The 17,281-nt window shown below is 67.0% G+C and carries 14 protein-coding genes, 1 other RNA gene and 1 pseudogene; 11 read left to right on the top strand and 5 right to left on the bottom strand.

All coding sequences use genetic code 11. From position 1 onward, the window contains the following. Window positions 1-104: 104 nt before the first annotated feature. The 4 genes from ompA to ssrA all read left to right on the top strand — a co-directional run bounded on the left by ompA (window position 105) and on the right by ssrA (window position 2,756). Window positions 105-749, top strand: coding sequence for an outer membrane protein OmpA (ompA, locus tag AC07OQ_RS12105; RefSeq protein ID WP_495053378.1), 645 nt, complete (start codon window positions 105-107; stop codon window positions 747-749). A gap of 95 nt (window positions 750-844) precedes the next feature. After that, the gene (gene ubiG / locus AC07OQ_RS12100; RefSeq protein WP_495053377.1) at window positions 845-1,546 is read left to right on the top strand and encodes a bifunctional 2-polyprenyl-6-hydroxyphenol methylase/3-demethylubiquinol 3-O-methyltransferase UbiG; all 702 of its coding nucleotides are present in this window, start codon (window positions 845-847) and stop codon (window positions 1,544-1,546) included. 8 nt (window positions 1,547-1,554) lie between these two features. Next, the gene (gph, locus tag AC07OQ_RS12095) at window positions 1,555-2,256 is read left to right on the top strand and encodes a phosphoglycolate phosphatase (RefSeq protein ID WP_495053376.1); all 702 of its coding nucleotides are present in this window, start codon (window positions 1,555-1,557) and stop codon (window positions 2,254-2,256) included. 128 nt (window positions 2,257-2,384) lie between these two features. Continuing rightward, window positions 2,385-2,756, top strand: a transfer-messenger RNA (tmRNA) gene (gene ssrA, locus AC07OQ_RS12090). Between the two features lie 263 nt (window positions 2,757-3,019). On the opposite strand, the gene AC07OQ_RS12085 is transcribed toward ssrA, so the two are convergent. The 4 genes from AC07OQ_RS12085 to AC07OQ_RS12070 all read right to left on the bottom strand — a co-directional run bounded on the left by AC07OQ_RS12085 (window position 3,020) and on the right by AC07OQ_RS12070 (window position 8,201). Beyond that, window positions 3,020-3,175 (bottom strand): hypothetical protein, encoded by a 156-nt coding sequence (locus tag AC07OQ_RS12085; protein WP_495053375.1) that lies wholly within the window; start codon window positions 3,173-3,175, stop codon window positions 3,020-3,022. 70 nt (window positions 3,176-3,245) lie between these two features. Continuing rightward, window positions 3,246-6,383 carry an efflux RND transporter permease subunit gene (locus AC07OQ_RS12080; protein WP_495053374.1) on the bottom strand — a complete coding sequence of 1,046 codons (3,138 nt, stop codon included), beginning with the start codon at window positions 6,381-6,383 and terminating at the stop codon, window positions 3,246-3,248. Beyond that, window positions 6,380-7,498, bottom strand: a complete 1,119-nt coding sequence (locus tag AC07OQ_RS12075; RefSeq protein ID WP_495053373.1) for an efflux RND transporter periplasmic adaptor subunit — start codon at window positions 7,496-7,498, stop codon at window positions 6,380-6,382. The genes AC07OQ_RS12080 and AC07OQ_RS12075 overlap by 4 nt, the downstream gene beginning before the upstream one ends. A gap of 85 nt (window positions 7,499-7,583) precedes the next feature. Then, a complete protein-coding gene (locus AC07OQ_RS12070; RefSeq protein WP_495053372.1) occupies window positions 7,584-8,201 on the bottom strand; it encodes a TetR/AcrR family transcriptional regulator in 618 nt (205 codons plus the stop codon). Window positions 8,202-8,297: 96 nt separating this feature from the next. Between AC07OQ_RS12070 and AC07OQ_RS12065 the strand changes: the two genes are divergently transcribed. Further along, the gene (locus AC07OQ_RS12065; RefSeq protein ID WP_495053371.1) at window positions 8,298-9,782 is read left to right on the top strand and encodes an efflux transporter outer membrane subunit; all 1,485 of its coding nucleotides are present in this window, start codon (window positions 8,298-8,300) and stop codon (window positions 9,780-9,782) included. A 99-nt stretch (window positions 9,783-9,881) separates the two neighbouring features. Here the strand turns inward: AC07OQ_RS12065 and AC07OQ_RS12060 are convergent. Continuing rightward, window positions 9,882-10,619 (bottom strand): annotated as a pseudogene (locus AC07OQ_RS12060) (GlxA family transcriptional regulator). A gap of 141 nt (window positions 10,620-10,760) precedes the next feature. Between AC07OQ_RS12060 and AC07OQ_RS12055 the strand changes: the two are divergent. The 6 genes from AC07OQ_RS12055 (at window position 10,761) to AC07OQ_RS12030 (ending at window position 17,171) form a co-directional block, all read left to right on the top strand. Further along, entirely contained in the window at window positions 10,761-11,000 is a 240-nt protein-coding gene (locus AC07OQ_RS12055) for a hypothetical protein (RefSeq protein WP_495053425.1), read from the top strand. Window positions 11,001-11,030: 30 nt separating this feature from the next. Next, window positions 11,031-11,795 (top strand): alpha/beta fold hydrolase, encoded by a 765-nt coding sequence (locus tag AC07OQ_RS12050; RefSeq protein ID WP_495053370.1) that lies wholly within the window; start codon window positions 11,031-11,033, stop codon window positions 11,793-11,795. Window positions 11,796-12,011: 216 nt separating this feature from the next. Then, window positions 12,012-13,337: an epoxide hydrolase family protein gene (locus tag AC07OQ_RS12045; protein ID WP_495053369.1), complete on the top strand. Its 1,326-nt coding sequence runs from the start codon at window positions 12,012-12,014 to the stop codon at window positions 13,335-13,337. A 43-nt stretch (window positions 13,338-13,380) separates the two neighbouring features. After that, window positions 13,381-14,715, top strand: a complete 1,335-nt coding sequence (locus tag AC07OQ_RS12040) for an epoxide hydrolase family protein (RefSeq protein WP_495053368.1) — start codon at window positions 13,381-13,383, stop codon at window positions 14,713-14,715. Window positions 14,716-14,737: 22 nt separating this feature from the next. Then, window positions 14,738-15,775, top strand: a complete 1,038-nt coding sequence (locus AC07OQ_RS12035; RefSeq protein ID WP_495053367.1) for an alpha/beta fold hydrolase — start codon at window positions 14,738-14,740, stop codon at window positions 15,773-15,775. Between the two features lie 88 nt (window positions 15,776-15,863). Continuing rightward, window positions 15,864-17,171 (top strand): acetamidase/formamidase family protein, encoded by a 1,308-nt coding sequence (locus AC07OQ_RS12030; RefSeq protein WP_495053366.1) that lies wholly within the window; start codon window positions 15,864-15,866, stop codon window positions 17,169-17,171. Window positions 17,172-17,281: the final 110 nt, after the last annotated feature.

The following is a 17,281-nucleotide window of genomic DNA, read 5'->3' as shown; positions in this document are numbered from 1 at the left end:
GACCGAGTCCCTGGGATAAACCCCTAGTCTGGTTTATCCCGAGGTTTTGTTCCTGCTTTGGACAATTTCGCAGGGCAACTGCGGCCTTCCTTGAGAGGAGAATCATGAAGAAACTGAACCGCGTGGCGTCGCTCTTCGCAGTCGCTGCTGTTGCCACGTCTGGCGCCTTTGCCCAGACCGTGGATAACTGGCGTGCAAATGATGGCACCGTTTGGAAGAACGGTACCAACGAACTGTGCTGGCGCGATGCCAACTGGACCCCGGCTACCGCCGCCAAGGATTGCGATGGCGCGCTGAAGCCGGCACCGAAGGTCGAAGCGCCTGCTCCGGCGCCGGCCCCGGCACCGGTCCCCCCGAAGCCGCCCGCACCGCCCGTGCCGCCCGCTCCGGTGAGCGAGAAGGTCACGTTCGCCGCTGACGCCTTCTTCGACTTCGACAAGTCGGTCCTGAAGACGGAAGCCAAGGCCAAGCTGGATGACCTGGTCGGCAAGACCGGTGGCATCAACCTGGAAGTCATCATCGCCGTCGGTCACACCGACTCGGTCGGTTCCGATGCCTACAACCAGAAGCTGTCGGTCCGTCGTTCGGAAGCCGTGAAGGCCTATCTGGTCTCCAAGGGCGTCGAGAAGAACCGCGTGTACACCGAAGGCAAGGGCGAGAAGCAGCCCGTCGCCGACAACAAGACCGCCGAAGGCCGCGCCAAGAACCGTCGCGTGGAAATCGAAGTGGTCGGTACCCGCAACAAGTAAAAATGTGTTCGGCGGCCGCGTGCCGCCAGCCATTGCGAACCCCGCCTCGGCGGGGTTTTCTTTTTGCCGCGCCCCCTTCCGCTACCATCTCGTTCATGATCAACGCCGACCCTCAAGAGCTTGCCAAGTTCGGTGAGCTGGCCCATCGCTGGTGGGATCCCGACAGCGAATTCAAGCCCCTGCACCAGATCAACCCGCTGCGCCTGGACTGGATCGACGGCCTGTGCCCGCTGGCCGGCCTGACGGTGCTGGACGTGGGCTGCGGCGGCGGCATCCTCACCGATGCGATGGCACGCAAGGGCGCCAACGCGCTGGGCATCGACCTGTCCACCAAGCCGCTCAAGGTGGCGCAGCTGCACGCGATGGAGGCCGGCACCGAGAACGTCGACTATCGCGAGATCGCGGTCGAGGCGCTGGCGGCCGAGCGTCCCGCATCCTTCGACGCCGTGACCTGCATGGAAATGCTTGAGCATGTGCCCGATCCGGCCTCGGTGGTGCGCGCCTGTGCCGCGCTGGCCAAGCCGGGCGGCTGGCTGTTCTTCTCGACGCTCAACCGCAACGCCAAATCCTTCCTGCTGGCCATCGTCGGTGCTGAGTATCTGCTGAAGATGCTGCCGGCCGGCACGCACGAATACGCGCGCTTCCTCAAACCCGCCGAGCTGGCCCAGTTCGCCCGCGATGCCGAACTGGAGCTGCACAGCGCCAAGGGCCTGAGCTACAACCCCCTGACGCAGCGCTATAGCCTCGGCAGCGACACCGACGTCAATTACCTGATCGCCTGCCGCAAACCGGCATGAACGCGGCCGTGCTCACCCCTGCGCTGTCGCGCCTGCTGCGCGGCGATCTCAAGGCCGTGCTGTTCGATCTGGACGGCACCCTGGTCGACAGCGCGCCCGATCTGGCCGGCGCCACCAACGAGATGCTGGCTGCCCGCGGCCTGTCGGAGCTGCCGATCGAGCGGTTGCGGCCCATGGCCGGTGCCGGCGCGCGCGGCATGATGGGCCTGGCCTTTCGGGTCACGCCGCAGGATCCGCGCTTCGAGGCCCTGAAGGCCGAGTTCTTCGACCGCTACGAAGCGCGCCTGCTGCGCGAGACGCGGCCGTTTGATGGCATTGCGGCGCTGCTGGACGGGCTGACGACGGCAGGCCTCGGCTGGGGCATCGTCACCAACAAGTCCGAGCGTTTCGCGCTGCCGCTGACGGCCGGTCTGGGTCTGGCGGGCCAGGCCGTGGCCGTGATCGGCGGCGACACCACGCCGCATACCAAGCCGCATCCCGCACCGCTGCTGGAGGCCGCGCGGCGTGCCGGCGTGGCGCCCGAGCATTGCGTCTATGTCGGCGACGATGCGCGCGACATCCTGGCCGGGCGTGCCGCCGGCATGCAGACCGTGGCGGCCGCCTGGGGCTATCTGGGGCAGGGCGAGCCGATCGAGGCCTGGGGCGCCGATGCCGTCATCGATGCGCCGCAGCGCTTGCTTGAACTGGTGAACCGCTCGTTGCGGGCCTGACATGCCGCCCATGTCGCGGAGCGGCGCATGGGGCCGGTCCGCTGTCTCGGCGTCCCGAAAAGAAAAGCAGGCATCACGGCCGGGCGAGGCCCTTGAAACCCAGGCAACTGGCATAATCTTTACCTCCTGGGGCCGACCTGGTTTCGACGTGGGTGCGGATCCGGAGTAGGGCATGCCGAGCACCAGTCCGCTCGTAAAACCACTGGAAACAAAGTAACTGCAAACGACTCTACGTTCGCACTCGCTGCTTAATTGCAGTTGAGCTTCTCAACGGCAGGCCCATGGGCCGGGCTCAAGTCGCAAGACGGAAAGCTGAGAAGTCATTCACATGGGCTGGTTTCGTAGCGGGTCACTCGTTGCGGAACAAGATTAAGTGACTGGCGGGAAAGGTAGCGTGCCGCTGCGCGACCTGAACGCGAGATTCAAATCAGACGGCTACGCATGTAGAACTGCCCGGTGATGGCTTGCGGACGCGGGTTCAATTCCCGCCGGCTCCACCATCGACACATCTCAGGACGTCACAGACGGTCCCGGGAAATCCAAAAGGCCTAGGTGAATCAAGCACCTAGGCCTTTTTTTTGACTCTTTGCGCATTGACTGGTGATGGCTCATGTGGCGAGCCACCTGTAGGGGGCAGGGGCGACATGGTCCCGGAGGTCGGGGCAGCAGGAGCCACAGATGCGCGGTCGAGAACTCAAGAGGGTGCGGCCCAGACATCGAAACTGACGCCGCCGCAGAGGCAAGAACTGATTCGCGCCTTGGGTCAGACCGATGAAGTGGCCAGGTGGTACGGACGCTGGAGTCGCGGCCGGTGGCCGCTCAACACGCCGGCGCGAGTGCGTTGGATCGAGATGGCCAGTCCAAGAGTGAAGAGGAGCAGGCCAAGGACGGCGGTGCAGGCCAGTGCGATGCTGTTCATTGGATCCCCCTTTTCGTCACTTGTGTGAGGCCGACGGTGCCCAGACCGCTCGATGATGAAGAAGATGTGCTCATGCTGGTTCCTTCTGCAAATAGTCAATGGAATGCACCGCCTGGTGCGCGTGAGTCGGCGCCGATGCGGCCTGCGCGGTGCCGCGATCCGGCATCCGGACCTTGAACCAGGCGGCGTACAGCGCGGGTAGGAACACCAGCGTCAGCACCGTTCCGACGATCGTGCCTCCGATGAGCGTGTAGGCCATGGAGCCCCAGAACACCGATAGAGTCAGAGGGACGAAGGCCAGTACCGCCGCCAGCGCGGTCAGGATGACCGGGCGGGCACGCTGCACGGTGGCCTCGACCACGGCGTCGTAGACGTTGAGCCCCTCGTGCTCGTTGAAATGGATCTGGCCGATCAGGATCAGGGTGTTGCGCATGATGATCCCGGCCAGACCGATCAGGCCGAGGATGGCGTTGAAACCGAAGGGCTGGCCGAACAGGATCAGCGTCGGCACAACGCCCACCAATGCCAGCGGCGCGGTCAGCAGCACCATCACCATCGCCGAGATCGAGCGGACCTGGAAGATGATCACGATCATCATCAGGATCAGCATCAGCGGGAACACCGCGGCCAGCGCCTTGTTGGCCTTGCCGGCTTCCTCCAGCGCCGCGGCCGTCTCGATCCGGTAGCCAACGGGCAGCTTGGCGACGAGCGGGGCCATGTCCTTGATGAGCTGCTGCGAGACATCGGGCGGCTGGAAGGCGTCGTCGATGTCGCCGCGGACCGTGATCGTGACCAGGCGGTCGCGGCGGCGCTGGATCGGGTTCTCCATGCGCACGTCGACCTTGCCGATCTGGTCGAGCGGAATCTTCTCGCCCCGGGCGCCGATCAGCGTGAACGCTCCCAGGCGTGCGGGATCCAGGCGCTCCGGCCCGGCGCTGCGCGCGATCACGTCCACCGAGCGGATGTTCTCGCGCACCTGGGTCACCGGGATGCCGGTCAGCAGGAACTGCAGCTGCTGCGCGGCATCGCTGGAGCTGAGCCCGAAGGCGCGCAGGCGATCCTGGTTCAGCTCGAAATGCGCGGTTGGTGCGCGCTCGCCCCAGTCGGTGTTGACCTGACGCATTGCGCCGTTCTTCAGCATGAGCTGGCGCAGCTCCCCGGAGATCTCCCGGACCTTGTCCTCCTGCGGGCCCATGACGCGGAAGGCGACCGGGAACGGTGAGTAGGGGCCGAACACGAGCTGGGTCACGCGCAGCCGCGCCTCGGGGGCCAGGCCGTCGGCGATCGCCTGGCGGGCACGCCATTTCAGGGCGTCGCGCGCCTGCTCGTTGTCGGTGAGCACCACGATCTTGGCGAAGGACGGATCCGGCAGCTCGGGCGCCAGGGCCAGGAAGAAGCGCGGCGCGCCCTGACCGATGTAGGCGGTCACGAGCTTGGCTTCCGGCTGCCGCTTCAGCCAGGCCTCGACCTTGGCGGCCGCGCCGCTGGTGGCCTCGATGCCGGTGCCTTCCGGCAGTTGGACCTCGATCAGCACTTCCGGCCGGTCGGACAGAGGGAAGAATTGCTGCTTGAGCGCGCCCATGCCCAGGACGGCCAGCACGAAGACGCCGACAACACCGGCCACGACCTTCTTGCGATGCAGGACGCACCACTCGATGAGCCGGCGCAGGCGCCGGTAGCTCGGCGTGCCGTAGATCGCGGCGTGGCCGCCCTGGATGGGCTTGATGTTCGGCAACAGCTTCACGCCCAGATACGGCGTGAAGGCGCCGGCCACCACCCAGGAGGTCAGCAGGGCGAACGCCACGATCCAGAAGATGTTGCCGGCGTACTCGCCCGCGGTCGAAGCCGCAAAGCCGACCGGCATCAGGCCGATCGAGGTGACCAGGGCGCCAGCCAGTCGCGGCGAGGCCGTCGTCACCCAGGCCTGGGCCGAGGCCTTGATGCGATCGAAGCCTTCCTCCATCGCCACCACCATCGTCTCGATGACGATGATCGCGTCGTCCACCAGCAGGCCCAGCGCCAGGATTAGCGCGCCGAGCGTGATGCGATCGAAGTCGCGCCCGGTGGCCAGCATGATCACGAACACGCCGGCCAGGGTCAGCGGAACCGCGGCGGCGACCACGATGCCCACGCGCCAGCCCAGGCTGATCAGGCTGACGGTGATGACCACGGCCAGGGCGACGAAGAACTTCAGCATGAACTCGTCGTAGGACTCCTCGATGTTCACCGACTGGTCGGTGATCTTCGTGAAGCTCAGCCCCAGCGGGAGTTCAGCGGAGATCGCCTCGGATTCGGCTTCCAGCGCCTTGCCCAGCTCGAGGCCGTTGTAGCGGTCCTGCATCACGACGCCGAGCAGCAGCGCAGGCTCGCCCTGGTTGCGGATCAGGAAGTTGGCCGGGTCCTCGTAGCCGCGCTTGACCTCGGCGATGTCGGACAGCTTGAGCGTGCGGCCGCCGGCGACGATGGGCGTGTCGCGGATCTTGTCCAGCCTGTCGAACGCGCCGTCCAGCCGAACCTGGACCTGCGGCCCGTCGGTCTCGATGGAGCCGGCCGGCGTGATGAGGTTCTGCCCGTTCAGCGCCTGGAAGATGTCCTGCGGCGCGATCCCGAGCGTCGCGAGCCTGGCGTAGGAGAATTCCACGAAGATGCGCTCGGGACGCTCGCCGATGATGTTGACCTTCTTGACGCCGCTCAGGCGCAGCAGGCGCTGGCGCAAGGTTTCCGCCTCGCGCACCAGCAGGCGGTGAGGTTCGCCCTTGGCCTTCAGTGCGTACAGGGCGAAGGTCACGTCCGAGTACTCGTCGTTGACCAAGGGCCCGATGACGCCGCGCGGCAGCCTGGCCGCTTCGTCGCCGAGCTTCTTGCGGGCCTGGTAGAACTCCTCCTGCACCGCGGCGGGCGGCGTCGAGTCGCGCAGGGTCAGCGTCATGAACGCGAAGCCGGGGCGGGTGAAGGTTTCGGTCCGCTCGTACCAGGTCAGCTCCTGCAGCCGCTTCTCGAGCGGCTCGGCGACCTGGTCCTGCATCTCCTGCGCGGTCGCGCCCGGCCAGGCCAATGCAACGGTCATCACCTTCACGGTGAACTTGGGATCTTCCGCGCGGCCCAGCTTCAGGAAGGCATAGGCGCCTGCCAACGTGATCGCGACGATCAGGAACAGCGTCACCGCGCGCTCGCGCACGGCAATCGCCGAGAGATTGAATCCGCTCATTGGGCCGCCTCCGCCGCACCCGCGACGCGCACGGCCGCCTCACCCGCGATGCGCACCGGCTCACCCTCGTGCAGCAGGTGGGCGCCCAGCGCCACGAATCGGTCCCGCGGCTTCAGCCCGGAGCTGATCGTCGCGGTTTCCTCGCCGAGTCGCTCCACCGTCACCGCCTGCCAGCTCACCTTGACGGGCTCGCCCGAGATCAGCCACACACCGGGACCCTTGCCGTTGTCATGGAGGGCCGCGAGCGGCACGACTACCGTGGGGGCGGCCGCGGCATCCGGCAGCGCGATGGACACCGTCGCGCCCAGCGGGGCTTGGGCGGCGCTGCCTTGCAGCACGTAGCGGGCCTCGTAGGTGCGCGTCTGGCGATCGGCCGCATTGGACAGCTGTCGCAGCACGGCGTGCTCCGCGGCGCCGCTGCCGCCGTACAGCGTTGCGGTCGACTTGGAGCCGATGGCCGGCCGCAGCGTCTCGGGCAAGTCGACGCGCGCCTCGCGCGGCCCGGAACGGGCGATGCGGACCACGGGCTGCCCTGCGGTCACGACCTGTCCCGGTTCGGCGAGGGTGGTCATCACCACGCCGTCCGCGTCGGCCAGCAGCACGGCGTAGCCCGCTTCGTTGCGGGCGACGTTCGCCTGCGCTTGAGCCGCACTCAGCTCGGCGAGCGCGGTTTCGGCGGCCGCCTTTGCCCGGTCGTAGGCCGAGGCCGATACCGCGCCGGCACCGACCAGGTCACGGAAGCGCTTCTCGTCGGCGGAGGTTTGCTGCACCCGAGCCTGCGCGGCCGCCACGGCCTCCTGACGGGCGCGGGTGGCCAGCGCCAGGTCCGTGGGATCGATCCGCATCAGCGGCTGCCCGTGCTTGACGGCCTGGCCGGTGTCCACCAGGCGCTCGATGATCTTGCCCGGCACCCGGAACCCCAGATCGCTCTCGATGCGAGCGACCACGATGCCGGTGAAGTTCCGGCTGCCATGCTCGAACGATTTGACGGTCGCGGCGCGCACCAGCGTCGCCTGGGTTCGGGGGTCGTCTTGGCGATCAGGACCGCACGCCGACAGCCCCATCGCGAGAGCGGCGGCGAGGAGCGCGGGCGTCGCCCGGCGAACGTAGGACATATGCAACTCTCCGGGTTAACGAGAGCTGCATTCTTATATTGATGACTAAATTAGTCAATGGTCACTGGTCACAAATTCCTGGCATCTAAGGGGCCAGGCTGCGCAGCACCAGGTTAACGACCTCGCGCGGGCCATGCGGGAGCTGGTCCAGGTTGTATTGCAGGAGCAGGGGGTTGATGAAGGGCTGCATGACCAGCAGCACCGAGCGCACGACCTCGTCCGGCGGGGTCTTGCGCTCGAACTCACCGCTCTCGCGCCCCTGGCGAAGAATGTCCTCGAGCAGCCCCTTCACCTGCTGCTGGTGATCCAGCGCGGGCTGCCAGTTCTCGGCCGCGGAATGAGCCGCGATGTCGTAGAGCTTGCGATCCTCGAAGAACTGCTCGGCCCCCACCGCAGCGAGCATCTCGAACAGACGCCGCAACTTTTCGGTGGCGGACTCGCCCGCGTCCACGCCGGCCCGCACCTTGTCCATCATCGTCGCCAGCGTGCTGGTGCAGATGGCTTCGCCGATGGCCTGCTTGGAGTCGAAGAACTTGTAGATATAGGCCTTGGAGAAGCCGATCGCCTTGGCCAGGTCCGACACCGTCGTCTTGTCATAGCCGTAGTGGCTGAAATGCTTGCCGGCGGCCTCGATGATCTGGTCCCGGACGCTGTGCTCCTGGGGGCCGCGCTGTCCGCTCGGGAGTTGAGCGCTGTCAGTCATATCGTATTGGTGCTCCAGAGTTCATTCATTGACAGCAAGTGACCAAATTGTACAATGGTCACGATCGGCGCTGTCGCGCTATTCTGAGGCGCTTATATGCTTGCTGCCAAACGATTTCTTCCTCTGCTCGTCGCGACCGGCCTGCTGGCGGGCTGCGCGGTCGGGCCCGACTATGTCCGTCCCGAGGTCGCCATGCCGGAGCGCTACATGGGCGAGGCGGCCGTGGCGCAGCGCGTCACCGCGCGGACGGCCGAGCTCGCGCGCTGGTGGGGCGGCTTCGGCGACCCGCAGCTGACCCGCTACATCGATTTGGCGCTCGCGCAGAACCTCGATCTCGCCCAGGCCATCGCCCGCGTCGCGCAATCGCGTGCCGCCCTGGGCCATGCCACGGCCGCGCAGCTGCCCTCGGGCAGCGTGAGCGCCGCAGCGGCGCGCGGCCACCAGTCGCTCGAAACCCCGCAGGGGCGCTTGCTCAATGCCACGCCGAACTTCGACCGCAACGGCGAATACTTCGAAGCGAACCTGGCCGCCGGCTGGGAAGCCGACCTGTTTGGCGGCCTGCGGCGCTCCCGCGAGTCGGCGGTGGCCGAATACCAGGCCTCCCGGGCCGGGGTGGCCGCGACCCGCCTGGCGGTCGCCGCGCAGACCGCCGACACCTATGTGACGATCCGGGGCCTGCAAAGCCGCCTCGCCATCGCCAGGCAGCAGGTCGAGACGAGCCAGCGCCTGGCCGACACCGTCAAGCTGCAGTTCGAGAAGGGCCTCGCCGCCGAGTTGCAGATGCGGCAGGCCGAGGGGGCGGTGGCGCAGTTCGCCGCGAACGTGCCGGTTCTCGAGGCCGGCCTCGAGGCCGCGATGAACGCGCTGGACGTGATGCTCGGCACGCCGCCCGGCACCCACCGGTCCGAACTCGCAGCGCTGCTGCCCATCCCGAGCGCGCCCGGCCTGGTCGCCACGGGTTCGCCCCCCGACCTGCTGCGGCGCCGCCCCGACCTGATCCTGGCCGAGCGCCGGCTCGCGGCGTCGAATGCGCGCATCGGCGCCGCCATGTCCGAGTACTACCCCAAGGTCTCGCTGAGCGGGCTGCTGGGCTCCGCCACGACGTCGGCGGGCAATCTGTTCGAGCGCGGTGCCAACCAGGCGCAGGGCGTGCTCGGACTGCGCTGGCGGCTCTTCGACTTCGGCCGCATCAACGCCGAGATCGCCGCGGCGAAGGGCGCCAACGCGGAGGCCCTGGCCGCCTACCGCCTGGCCGTCCTGCGCGCCTCGCAGGACGTCGAGGATGCCTTTTCCATCCTGGTCAGGCGCGAAGCCCAGGAGCGGACACTGGCCGGCGGCGAAACCGCCCTGGCCCGCGCCCGCGACGCCTCCCTGGCCGCCTACAAGGCCGGCGTGGTCAGCCTGATCGAGGTGCTCGATGCCGACGCCGGCCTGCTGCAGACGCGCGACGCCCGCGTGCAGGCGCAGACCGAGTCGGCGCGCGCGGCCATCGCCTCGTTCCGCGCCCTGGGCGGCGGCTGGGATGCGGCCGAGGCGGCCGAGGCGGCCAGCACGACGGCAGCCGTCCAACCCAATCGGTGAAGAAAGGTCCTCGGGGGGAAAGACCTCGTGCTGTCAAACGAACGTAGCGGGGCGCCGCCGGCGTGCGTGAACGCAAGTCCGGCAGGGTGGGTCAGCTGTTCACGTCAGAGCCGCATCCGCCGCCTGCCGCATGCGGGCGGCCCGCTTCAACGCCTGGGGCGGTTCGCCGAAGACGCGCAGAAATGCCCATCGCATGCGCTCCGGGTCGGAGAACTCCGTTTGACTGGCGATGCGCTCGATCGTGAGTCGATCCGCCTCGGCCAGGCTGCGCGCCGTTTCGGCGCGCAGCCGCTCAAGGGCACGCGCCGGAGCTTGACCGGTGTTCAGCCGGAACTCGCGGCCGAAGTGGCGCGGGCTCATGTGGACGGCATGGGCGAGCCGCTCCACCGACAGGTCCTCGTGTAGGTGCTCTTCGCGCAGGTCAGTGCCGCCCGGATGCGATCGGACCTGGATTCGAGCTCCGACAGCGCCGAGAACTGGGACTGCCCGCCTGCATGGCGGCGATGAACCACGAGCTTCTTGGCGACTGCTCGCGACTGCCAGTGCGTCCTTACGCGACGGCCGTCCAAGATCCCGGCCTCGGCCAAGACGAAGGCGCCGGTGCAGATGCTGACGATGCGCAGCGTGGGCTCGAGCGCGCGCGCGAGCAGGCGCAGGAGCGCAATCGTCCGAATCGACGCCCCCAATCGAGCTCTTCACCGCGCCGCCGCCTTCGGAGGCGACATGAATGTCGTAGACCGCCTTGGGCGCATCGAGGTTGGCCATCTCGAACACCGAGACGGCCGCCATGTCCAGGATCTGGAAGCCGGGGAACACCACCAGACCGACGCGTTTCATGCTGTCCTGAATCGAGGGAGATTTGTCATTCAAGACGCGGCGTATGCCTCTATCTTGTACCCGTCAAACCGCAGCGGGCCCAGCGCGGGACCGTACCCATTCCACCCCCCCCCGGGGTACAGGACTTACGAAGGAAGACAGATGAGCGCGAATCGAACGGCCAGGGGCGCTGCGCTGGTGACCGGCGCCTCCAGCGGCATCGGCGCGGTCTACGCGGACCGGATGGCCCGGCGTGGGCATGACCTGCTCCTGGTGGCTCCCGTCGTTGCCGGACGCGGCCGATTGGGAGCGTTTCGACGCGGCCCGCAGGGCACTCGGCCCCAACCTGTCGCGCTCGAGCGCAGCGGCCCGCTGCACGACCCGATCTTCGCGGACGCTTGACCGACTCTCCTCCTCTCGAAACAGACTTTCATGCCCAAACTCATCAAGAGCGCCCTGGCTGCTGCCGTCATCGGGCTGAGTCTCGCCGCTGGCGCGGTGCCCGCCGCGCGCGAGTCGTCGGCGCCCACGACCGTCGTGCTGGTGCACGGTGCCTTCGCCGATGGCTCCGCGTGGAATCGCGTGGTGCCACGCCTGCAAGCCAAAGGCTTGAAGGTCGTGTCCGTCCAGAACCCGCTGACTTCACTGGCCGACGATGTGGCCGCAACCAAGCGTGTGCTCGATGCCCAATCCGGCCCCGTCGTCCTGGTGGGCCATTCCTGGGGAGGCGTCGTGATCTCCGAAGTCGGCCAGCATGCGCGCGTCAAGTCGCTGGTCTACGTGGCGGCCTTCGCACCCTCCGAAGGTCAGTCCGTGGCCGATCTGTCGAAGGACTATGCGCCGCCCCCGGGGTTCAAGCACCTCGTGACGGACAAGGAAGGCTTCGTCACGTTGACGCCCGAAGGCGTCGCCAAGCACTTTGCCCAGGATCTGCCCGCGGCCAAGACGAATCTGATGGCGGTCACTCAAGGGCCGGTGCGCGGCACCAACTTCGAGGAGAAGACGAGCATCGCGGCGTGGAAGACGCGCCCCTCCTGGTACGTCCTGAGTCAGCAAGACCACATGATCCAGCCGGCCCTGCAGGAAGCCATGGCCAAGACGATCGGGGCGAAGGTCGTGAGCCTGCCGACCAGCCACGTGCCTCAGCAATCGCGGCCAAAGGACGTCGCCGACACCATCATCGCCGCGTCGCACTGAAGGCCCTGCGCGGCCCTACCCGGTCCTTTGAGCCAGATGCGAGCAACGGCGGTTTGTATGCCCGTGTATCCCCCCCCGAACGCTGGCATACGCAGGCATACAAGACCTGGCCCCGCTCGACACACACCCAATACATGCAGCGGCTTCAATGTGCTGACGCCAAATCCACGCCGCTGAGCTGATCCCTACGTCCCCTCTTTATCAGATAGACCCGACATGAATTCCAAGTCCAGACTCCTGGCCACCGTGACCACGGTGGCCACCATGAGCGCCATCGGCCTCGCCCTGTTTTCCTTGCCCGGCCATGCCCAGACCAACACGGCCGCCGCGGCCGCCAAGGTCCAGGGCGCGGTGGCCGAGGACCAATCGATCCGCCCCTTCCGCGTCAGCTTCCCGGACTCGGCCATCACCGAGCTGCGTCAGCGCATCGCCGCCACCCGCTGGCCCGAGCGCGAGACCGTCAACGATCGCTCCCAAGGCGCGCAGCTGGACAAGATCCAGAGTCTCGTGCGCTACTGGGGCAGCGGCTACGACTGGCGCAAGGCCGAGGCCAGGCTCAACGCCCATCCCCAGTTCATCACCAAGATCGACGGGCTGGACATCCATTTCCTGCACATCCGCTCCAAGCATGCGAACGCGCTGCCGCTGATCATCACGCATGGCTGGCCCGGCTCGGTGTTCGAGCTGGAGAAGGTCATCGCTCCGCTGACCGACCCCACCGCGCACGGCGGCCGCGCCGAGGACGCCTTCGATGTGGTGATTCCGTCGATGCCGGGTTACGGCTTCTCCGGCAAGCCCACGGGCACGGGCTGGGGGCCCGACCGCATGGCCAGCGCCTGGGACGTGCTGATGAAGCGCCTGGGCTACACCCGCTACGTGGCCCAGGGCGGCGACTGGGGCTCGGTCGTGGCCCAGGCGCAAGGACGCCAGGCGCCCCAGGGGCTGCTGGGCATCCACCTGAACATGCCGGCCACCGTGCCGGCGGACATCGCCCGGGCGCTGCAGCGCGGCGCGCCGGCGCCGGCCGGCTTGTCCGCCGACGAGAAGGCGGCCTACGAGGCCATGCACCGGCTGTACACCCGCGGTGGCGGCTATGCCGGGGTGATGGTGACCCGGCCGCAGACCCTGGGCTACAGCCTGTCGGACTCCCCGGTCGGCCAGGCCGCGTGGTTCTATGACAAGTTCGCCGACTGGACCTTCAGCGGCGGCGACCCCGAGCGCTCGCTCAGCAAGGACGACATGCTCGACGACATCACGCTGTACTGGCTGACCAACAGCGCCACCTCCGCCTCGCAGCTCTACTGGGAGAACAACAACAACAACTTCAACGTCGTGGAGCAGCGCACGCGCGAGATCAAGGTGCCGGTCGGCGTGACGGTGTTTCCCGGCGAGATCTATCAGGCGCCGCGCAGCTGGGCCGGCAAGGCGTTTCCCAAGCTGAGCTACTTCAACAAGGTGGACAAGGGCGGTCACTTCGCCGCGTGGGAAGAGCCCCAGCTCTTCGCCCAGGAACTGCGCGCGGCGTTCAAGTCGCTGCGCTGATCTGCGATCCGTCGAAGAGTCCATCAACCGCATTCGAAAAGTCATGAAAAGACAAGCTATCGAAACTCAGTCGCCCACCAGCCCGGGGCTTACCCGGCGCGTGTTCCTCAACACCTCCGCGGCCGTGAGTGCCTTGGGCCTGGGGCTGATGTCGGTTTCCAACGACGCTGCTGCGGCCGCGCCGGCGCCGGCCGATGCCAGCGGCGCCATCCGCCCGTTCCGCGCCTCCTTCCCGAGGAAGGCGCTCGTCGATCTGCGGCGCCGGATCGACGCGACGCGCTGGCCCAGCCGGGAGCTGGTCGGCGATGAAACTCAAGGCGTGCGGCTTGCGACGATGCAAAAGCTTGCCCGCTATTGGTCGACCGACTACGACTGGCGCAAGGGTGAGGCCAAGCTCAATTCATTCCCGCAGTTCATGACCACGATCGACGGGGTGGACATCCACTTCATCCACGTGCGTTCGAAGCATGCCAATGCGCTGCCGGTCATCGTCACGCATGGCTGGCCCGGCTCGATCATCGAGCAGCTGAAGATCATCGGCCCGCTCACCGATCCCACCGCCCACGGCGGACGAGCGGAAGACGCATTCGACGTCGTGATCCCGTCCATTCCGGGCCACGGATTCTCTGGCAAGCCCACCGCGCTCGGCTGGGACCCGGTCCGGGTCGCAAAAGCCTGGCTCGTGCTGATGCAGCGCCTCGGCTACACGAAATACGTGGCCCAGGGCGGCGACTGGGGCGATGCCGTGACGGAGCAGATGGCGTTGCTGGCGCCGCCGGAGCTGCTCGGCATTCACACCAACATGCCCGCAACCCTGTCACCCGATATCTCCAAGGCGCTCAAGAACGGCGAACCGCCGCCCGCGGGCCTGTCCGCCGAGGAACTGCACGCCTACCAACAGCTCGACTCCTTCTTCAAGACCGGACTGGGCTACGCCATCGAGATGTCCAACCGCCCGCAGACGCTCTACGCGATCGAGGATTCCCCCATCGGCCTGGCCTCCTGGATGCTTGACCACGATGCGCGCAGCCTGTCGCTCATTGCGCGGGTCTTCGACGGACACCCCGAAGGCCTCACGCGGGACGACATCCTGGACAACGTGACGCTGTACTGGTTGACGGAAACGGCCATCTCCTCGGCACGCCTGTACTGGGAGAACAAGCTGGCCTTCTTCGACATCAAGAACATCGCCATCCCGGTGGCCGTGAGCGCCTTTCCCGACGAGCTCTACACGGCGCCGCGGAGCTGGGCGCAGCGCGCGTTTCCCAAGCTCATCCACTACAACAAGCTGGAAAAGGGCGGCCATTTCGCGGCCTGGGAACAGCCGAAGGTTTTTGTGGAAGAGCTTCGCGTGGGCTTCAGAAGTCTGCGCAAGTGATGGCCCATTGAAGGAATTCAGCGTGTCCAAGGAAATCCAACCCAGGCGCCGCAGCTTTCTGGGCGCAAGCGCGGCCGGCATCGTCATGGCAGGACTCGCGGTGTCGCGCACCGCGTATGCCGGCCCCGGAAAACCGAACGGACCAGACCCTCGGTTTGGGCCCGTCAAGCAGATCAGGGCGGGCGTGCTCGACATCGGCTACCACGAGGTCGGGCCGATCGACGGACCTCCCGTGCTGCTGTTGCACGGATTCCCCTACTCCATCGACAGCTATGTCGAAGTGGCGCCCCTGCTTGCGGCCCGCGGATGCCGGGTGATCGTTCCCTACCTGCGCGGGCACGGTTCGACGCGCTTCCTCGACAGCGCAACGCCGCGCGCGGGCCAGCAGGGCGCGATCGGCGTCGACGTGATCGCCCTGATGGACGCACTGAAGTTGAAGCAGGCCGTCCTCGCCGGCTATGACTGGGGCGGCCGGGCCGCTTGTGTGGCCGCCGCCCTCTGGCCGGAGCGCTGCACGGGCCTGGTCTGCGTCAACGGCTATCTGATCCAAGACATCGCGAAGGCCAAGCTCCCGATCGCGCCGGCGGTCGAATCGGGGCTTTGGTACCAGTACTACTTCCAGACCGAGCGCGGACGCGCTGGTCTGGAGGCCAACCGGCGCGAGATCGCAAAGACGCTCTGGATCCGCAATTCGCCGCACTGGCGTTTCGACGAGGCGACACTCGACCGGCATGCAAGCGCCTTCGACAACCCGGACTATGTCGACGTGGTGATCCACTCCTATCGGCACCGCCTGGGCCTTGCGGACGGGTACGCGCCATATGCCGACGTGGAACGGCGGCTCGCGGCACTGCCTCCCATCACGGTGCCGACCATCACCATGGACGGCAAGGCCGATGGGGTGGTGCCCGCAACCGACGGCCGGGCGTCCGCGGCGAAGTTCACCGGACCGCGCTCGCATCGCGTGATCGAGGGCGCAGGACACAACCTGCCCGAGGAAGCTCCGCGGGAGTTCGCGGACGCGGTGTGGGAACTCGTGCGGGTTCGTCGCGGCGGGTAACGCCCGATTCGGCTGCGTAGTTGCCCACGACTTCTCTTGGACTCCTGGGCACCGCGTTTGCCACGACTTTTGAACGAAAGAGATTCACATGAAGAGTACTCACGCCGTCAGCCGGCTTCAGGTGCAAAGCTACACGCAGGGCATCCTGGGTCCAAGCCAGACGATGCTGGGCCCCCTGTCCAATGGCGGCAAGCTCATTACCAGCACGCCGCCCGGATGCTGGGGCCCCATGATCACACCCGCATTCCAGGGCGGTCATGAAGTGACCCAACCTGTGGCCATTGAAGGCGCCGAGGTCGGCGATGCGGTGGCACTGAAGATCGATCGCCTGCGTGTGACCTCGATCGCAACGTCGTCCGGCGTGATGAAGTTTGTCGAAGGCCGCTATCGTGGCGACCCCTTCGTGGCGAAACTGTGCTCGGTCTGCGGCACCGAGCACCCGGCCAGCCATGTCGAAGGCATCGGCGATGACGCGATCCGCTGCAGCAACTGCGGCTCCGAGGTCAACGCATTCCGCTTCAGCCACGGCTATGTCATCGTGTTCGACGAAGAGAACCAGGTCAGCCTCACCGTCAACCAGGAGGTCGCCAATCGCCTGGCCGGCAAGGCCTCGGAAATGTCGGCCTTGCCGGAACTGGCGGAGCAGCATTCGATCCTGTCGCTGGCACGTGCCGACATTCCCGGCCTGGCGGCGCACATGCGCCCCTTCCTTGGCAACATCGGCACCACGCCGTCGCGCGACCTGCCGGACTCGCACAACTGCGCCGACTTCGGCCAGTACCTGGTCGGCGCACCGCACCGCTACGGCATGACCCAGGAAGCGCTGGACGCAGCACGCACCGACGGCCATATGGATACCAATTCCGTGCGTGAGGGCTGCATCGTGATCTGTCCGGTGAAAGTTCCCGGCGCTGGCGTGTACCTGGGGGACATGCACGCGCAGCAAGGCAACGGCGAGATTGCAGGCCACGCGACCGACGTGAGCGGCCAGACCGAAGTGACGGTCGAAGTCATCAAGAACCTCACGATCGACGGCCCGATCCTGCTGCAGAACATCGATGATCTGCCGCCGATGGCCCGGCCGATGAGCGCCGAACAGCGCCAGAAGGTTCGCGAGCTGGGCGCACGCTGGGGCCAGCATGAGGTCGAGGAAAACGGTCCGATCACCTTTATCGGCAGCGGCAAGAACCTCAACGACGCCACGCACAACGGCTTGTCCCGCGCTGCGGCGGCCACGGGCTTGCCCTACGACGAAGTGCTCAACCGCGCCACCATCAACGGCTCCATCGAAATCAGCCGCTTGCCGGGCACCGTGCGCGTCACGCTTCTCTGCCCGATGCACATCCTCGATCGCATGGGCATCGGCAATCTGGTGCGCGAGAAGTACGCTGCCTAACTCCCTGAAGGCGCAGCCGCGCGAGCCCCCTTCGGTTGCTCGACCCGCTCCGGCGGTTGCCGCTGCGGGTATCGCCAGCAAAGGCGGAGGGTCGTTGGTGGCTCGCCGGC

The organism is Roseateles sp. GW821-FHT09B06 (assembly GCF_059418245.1).
The sequence above is the reverse complement of the archived record's forward strand: the minus strand, read 5'-3'. Positions and strand labels throughout refer to the sequence as shown.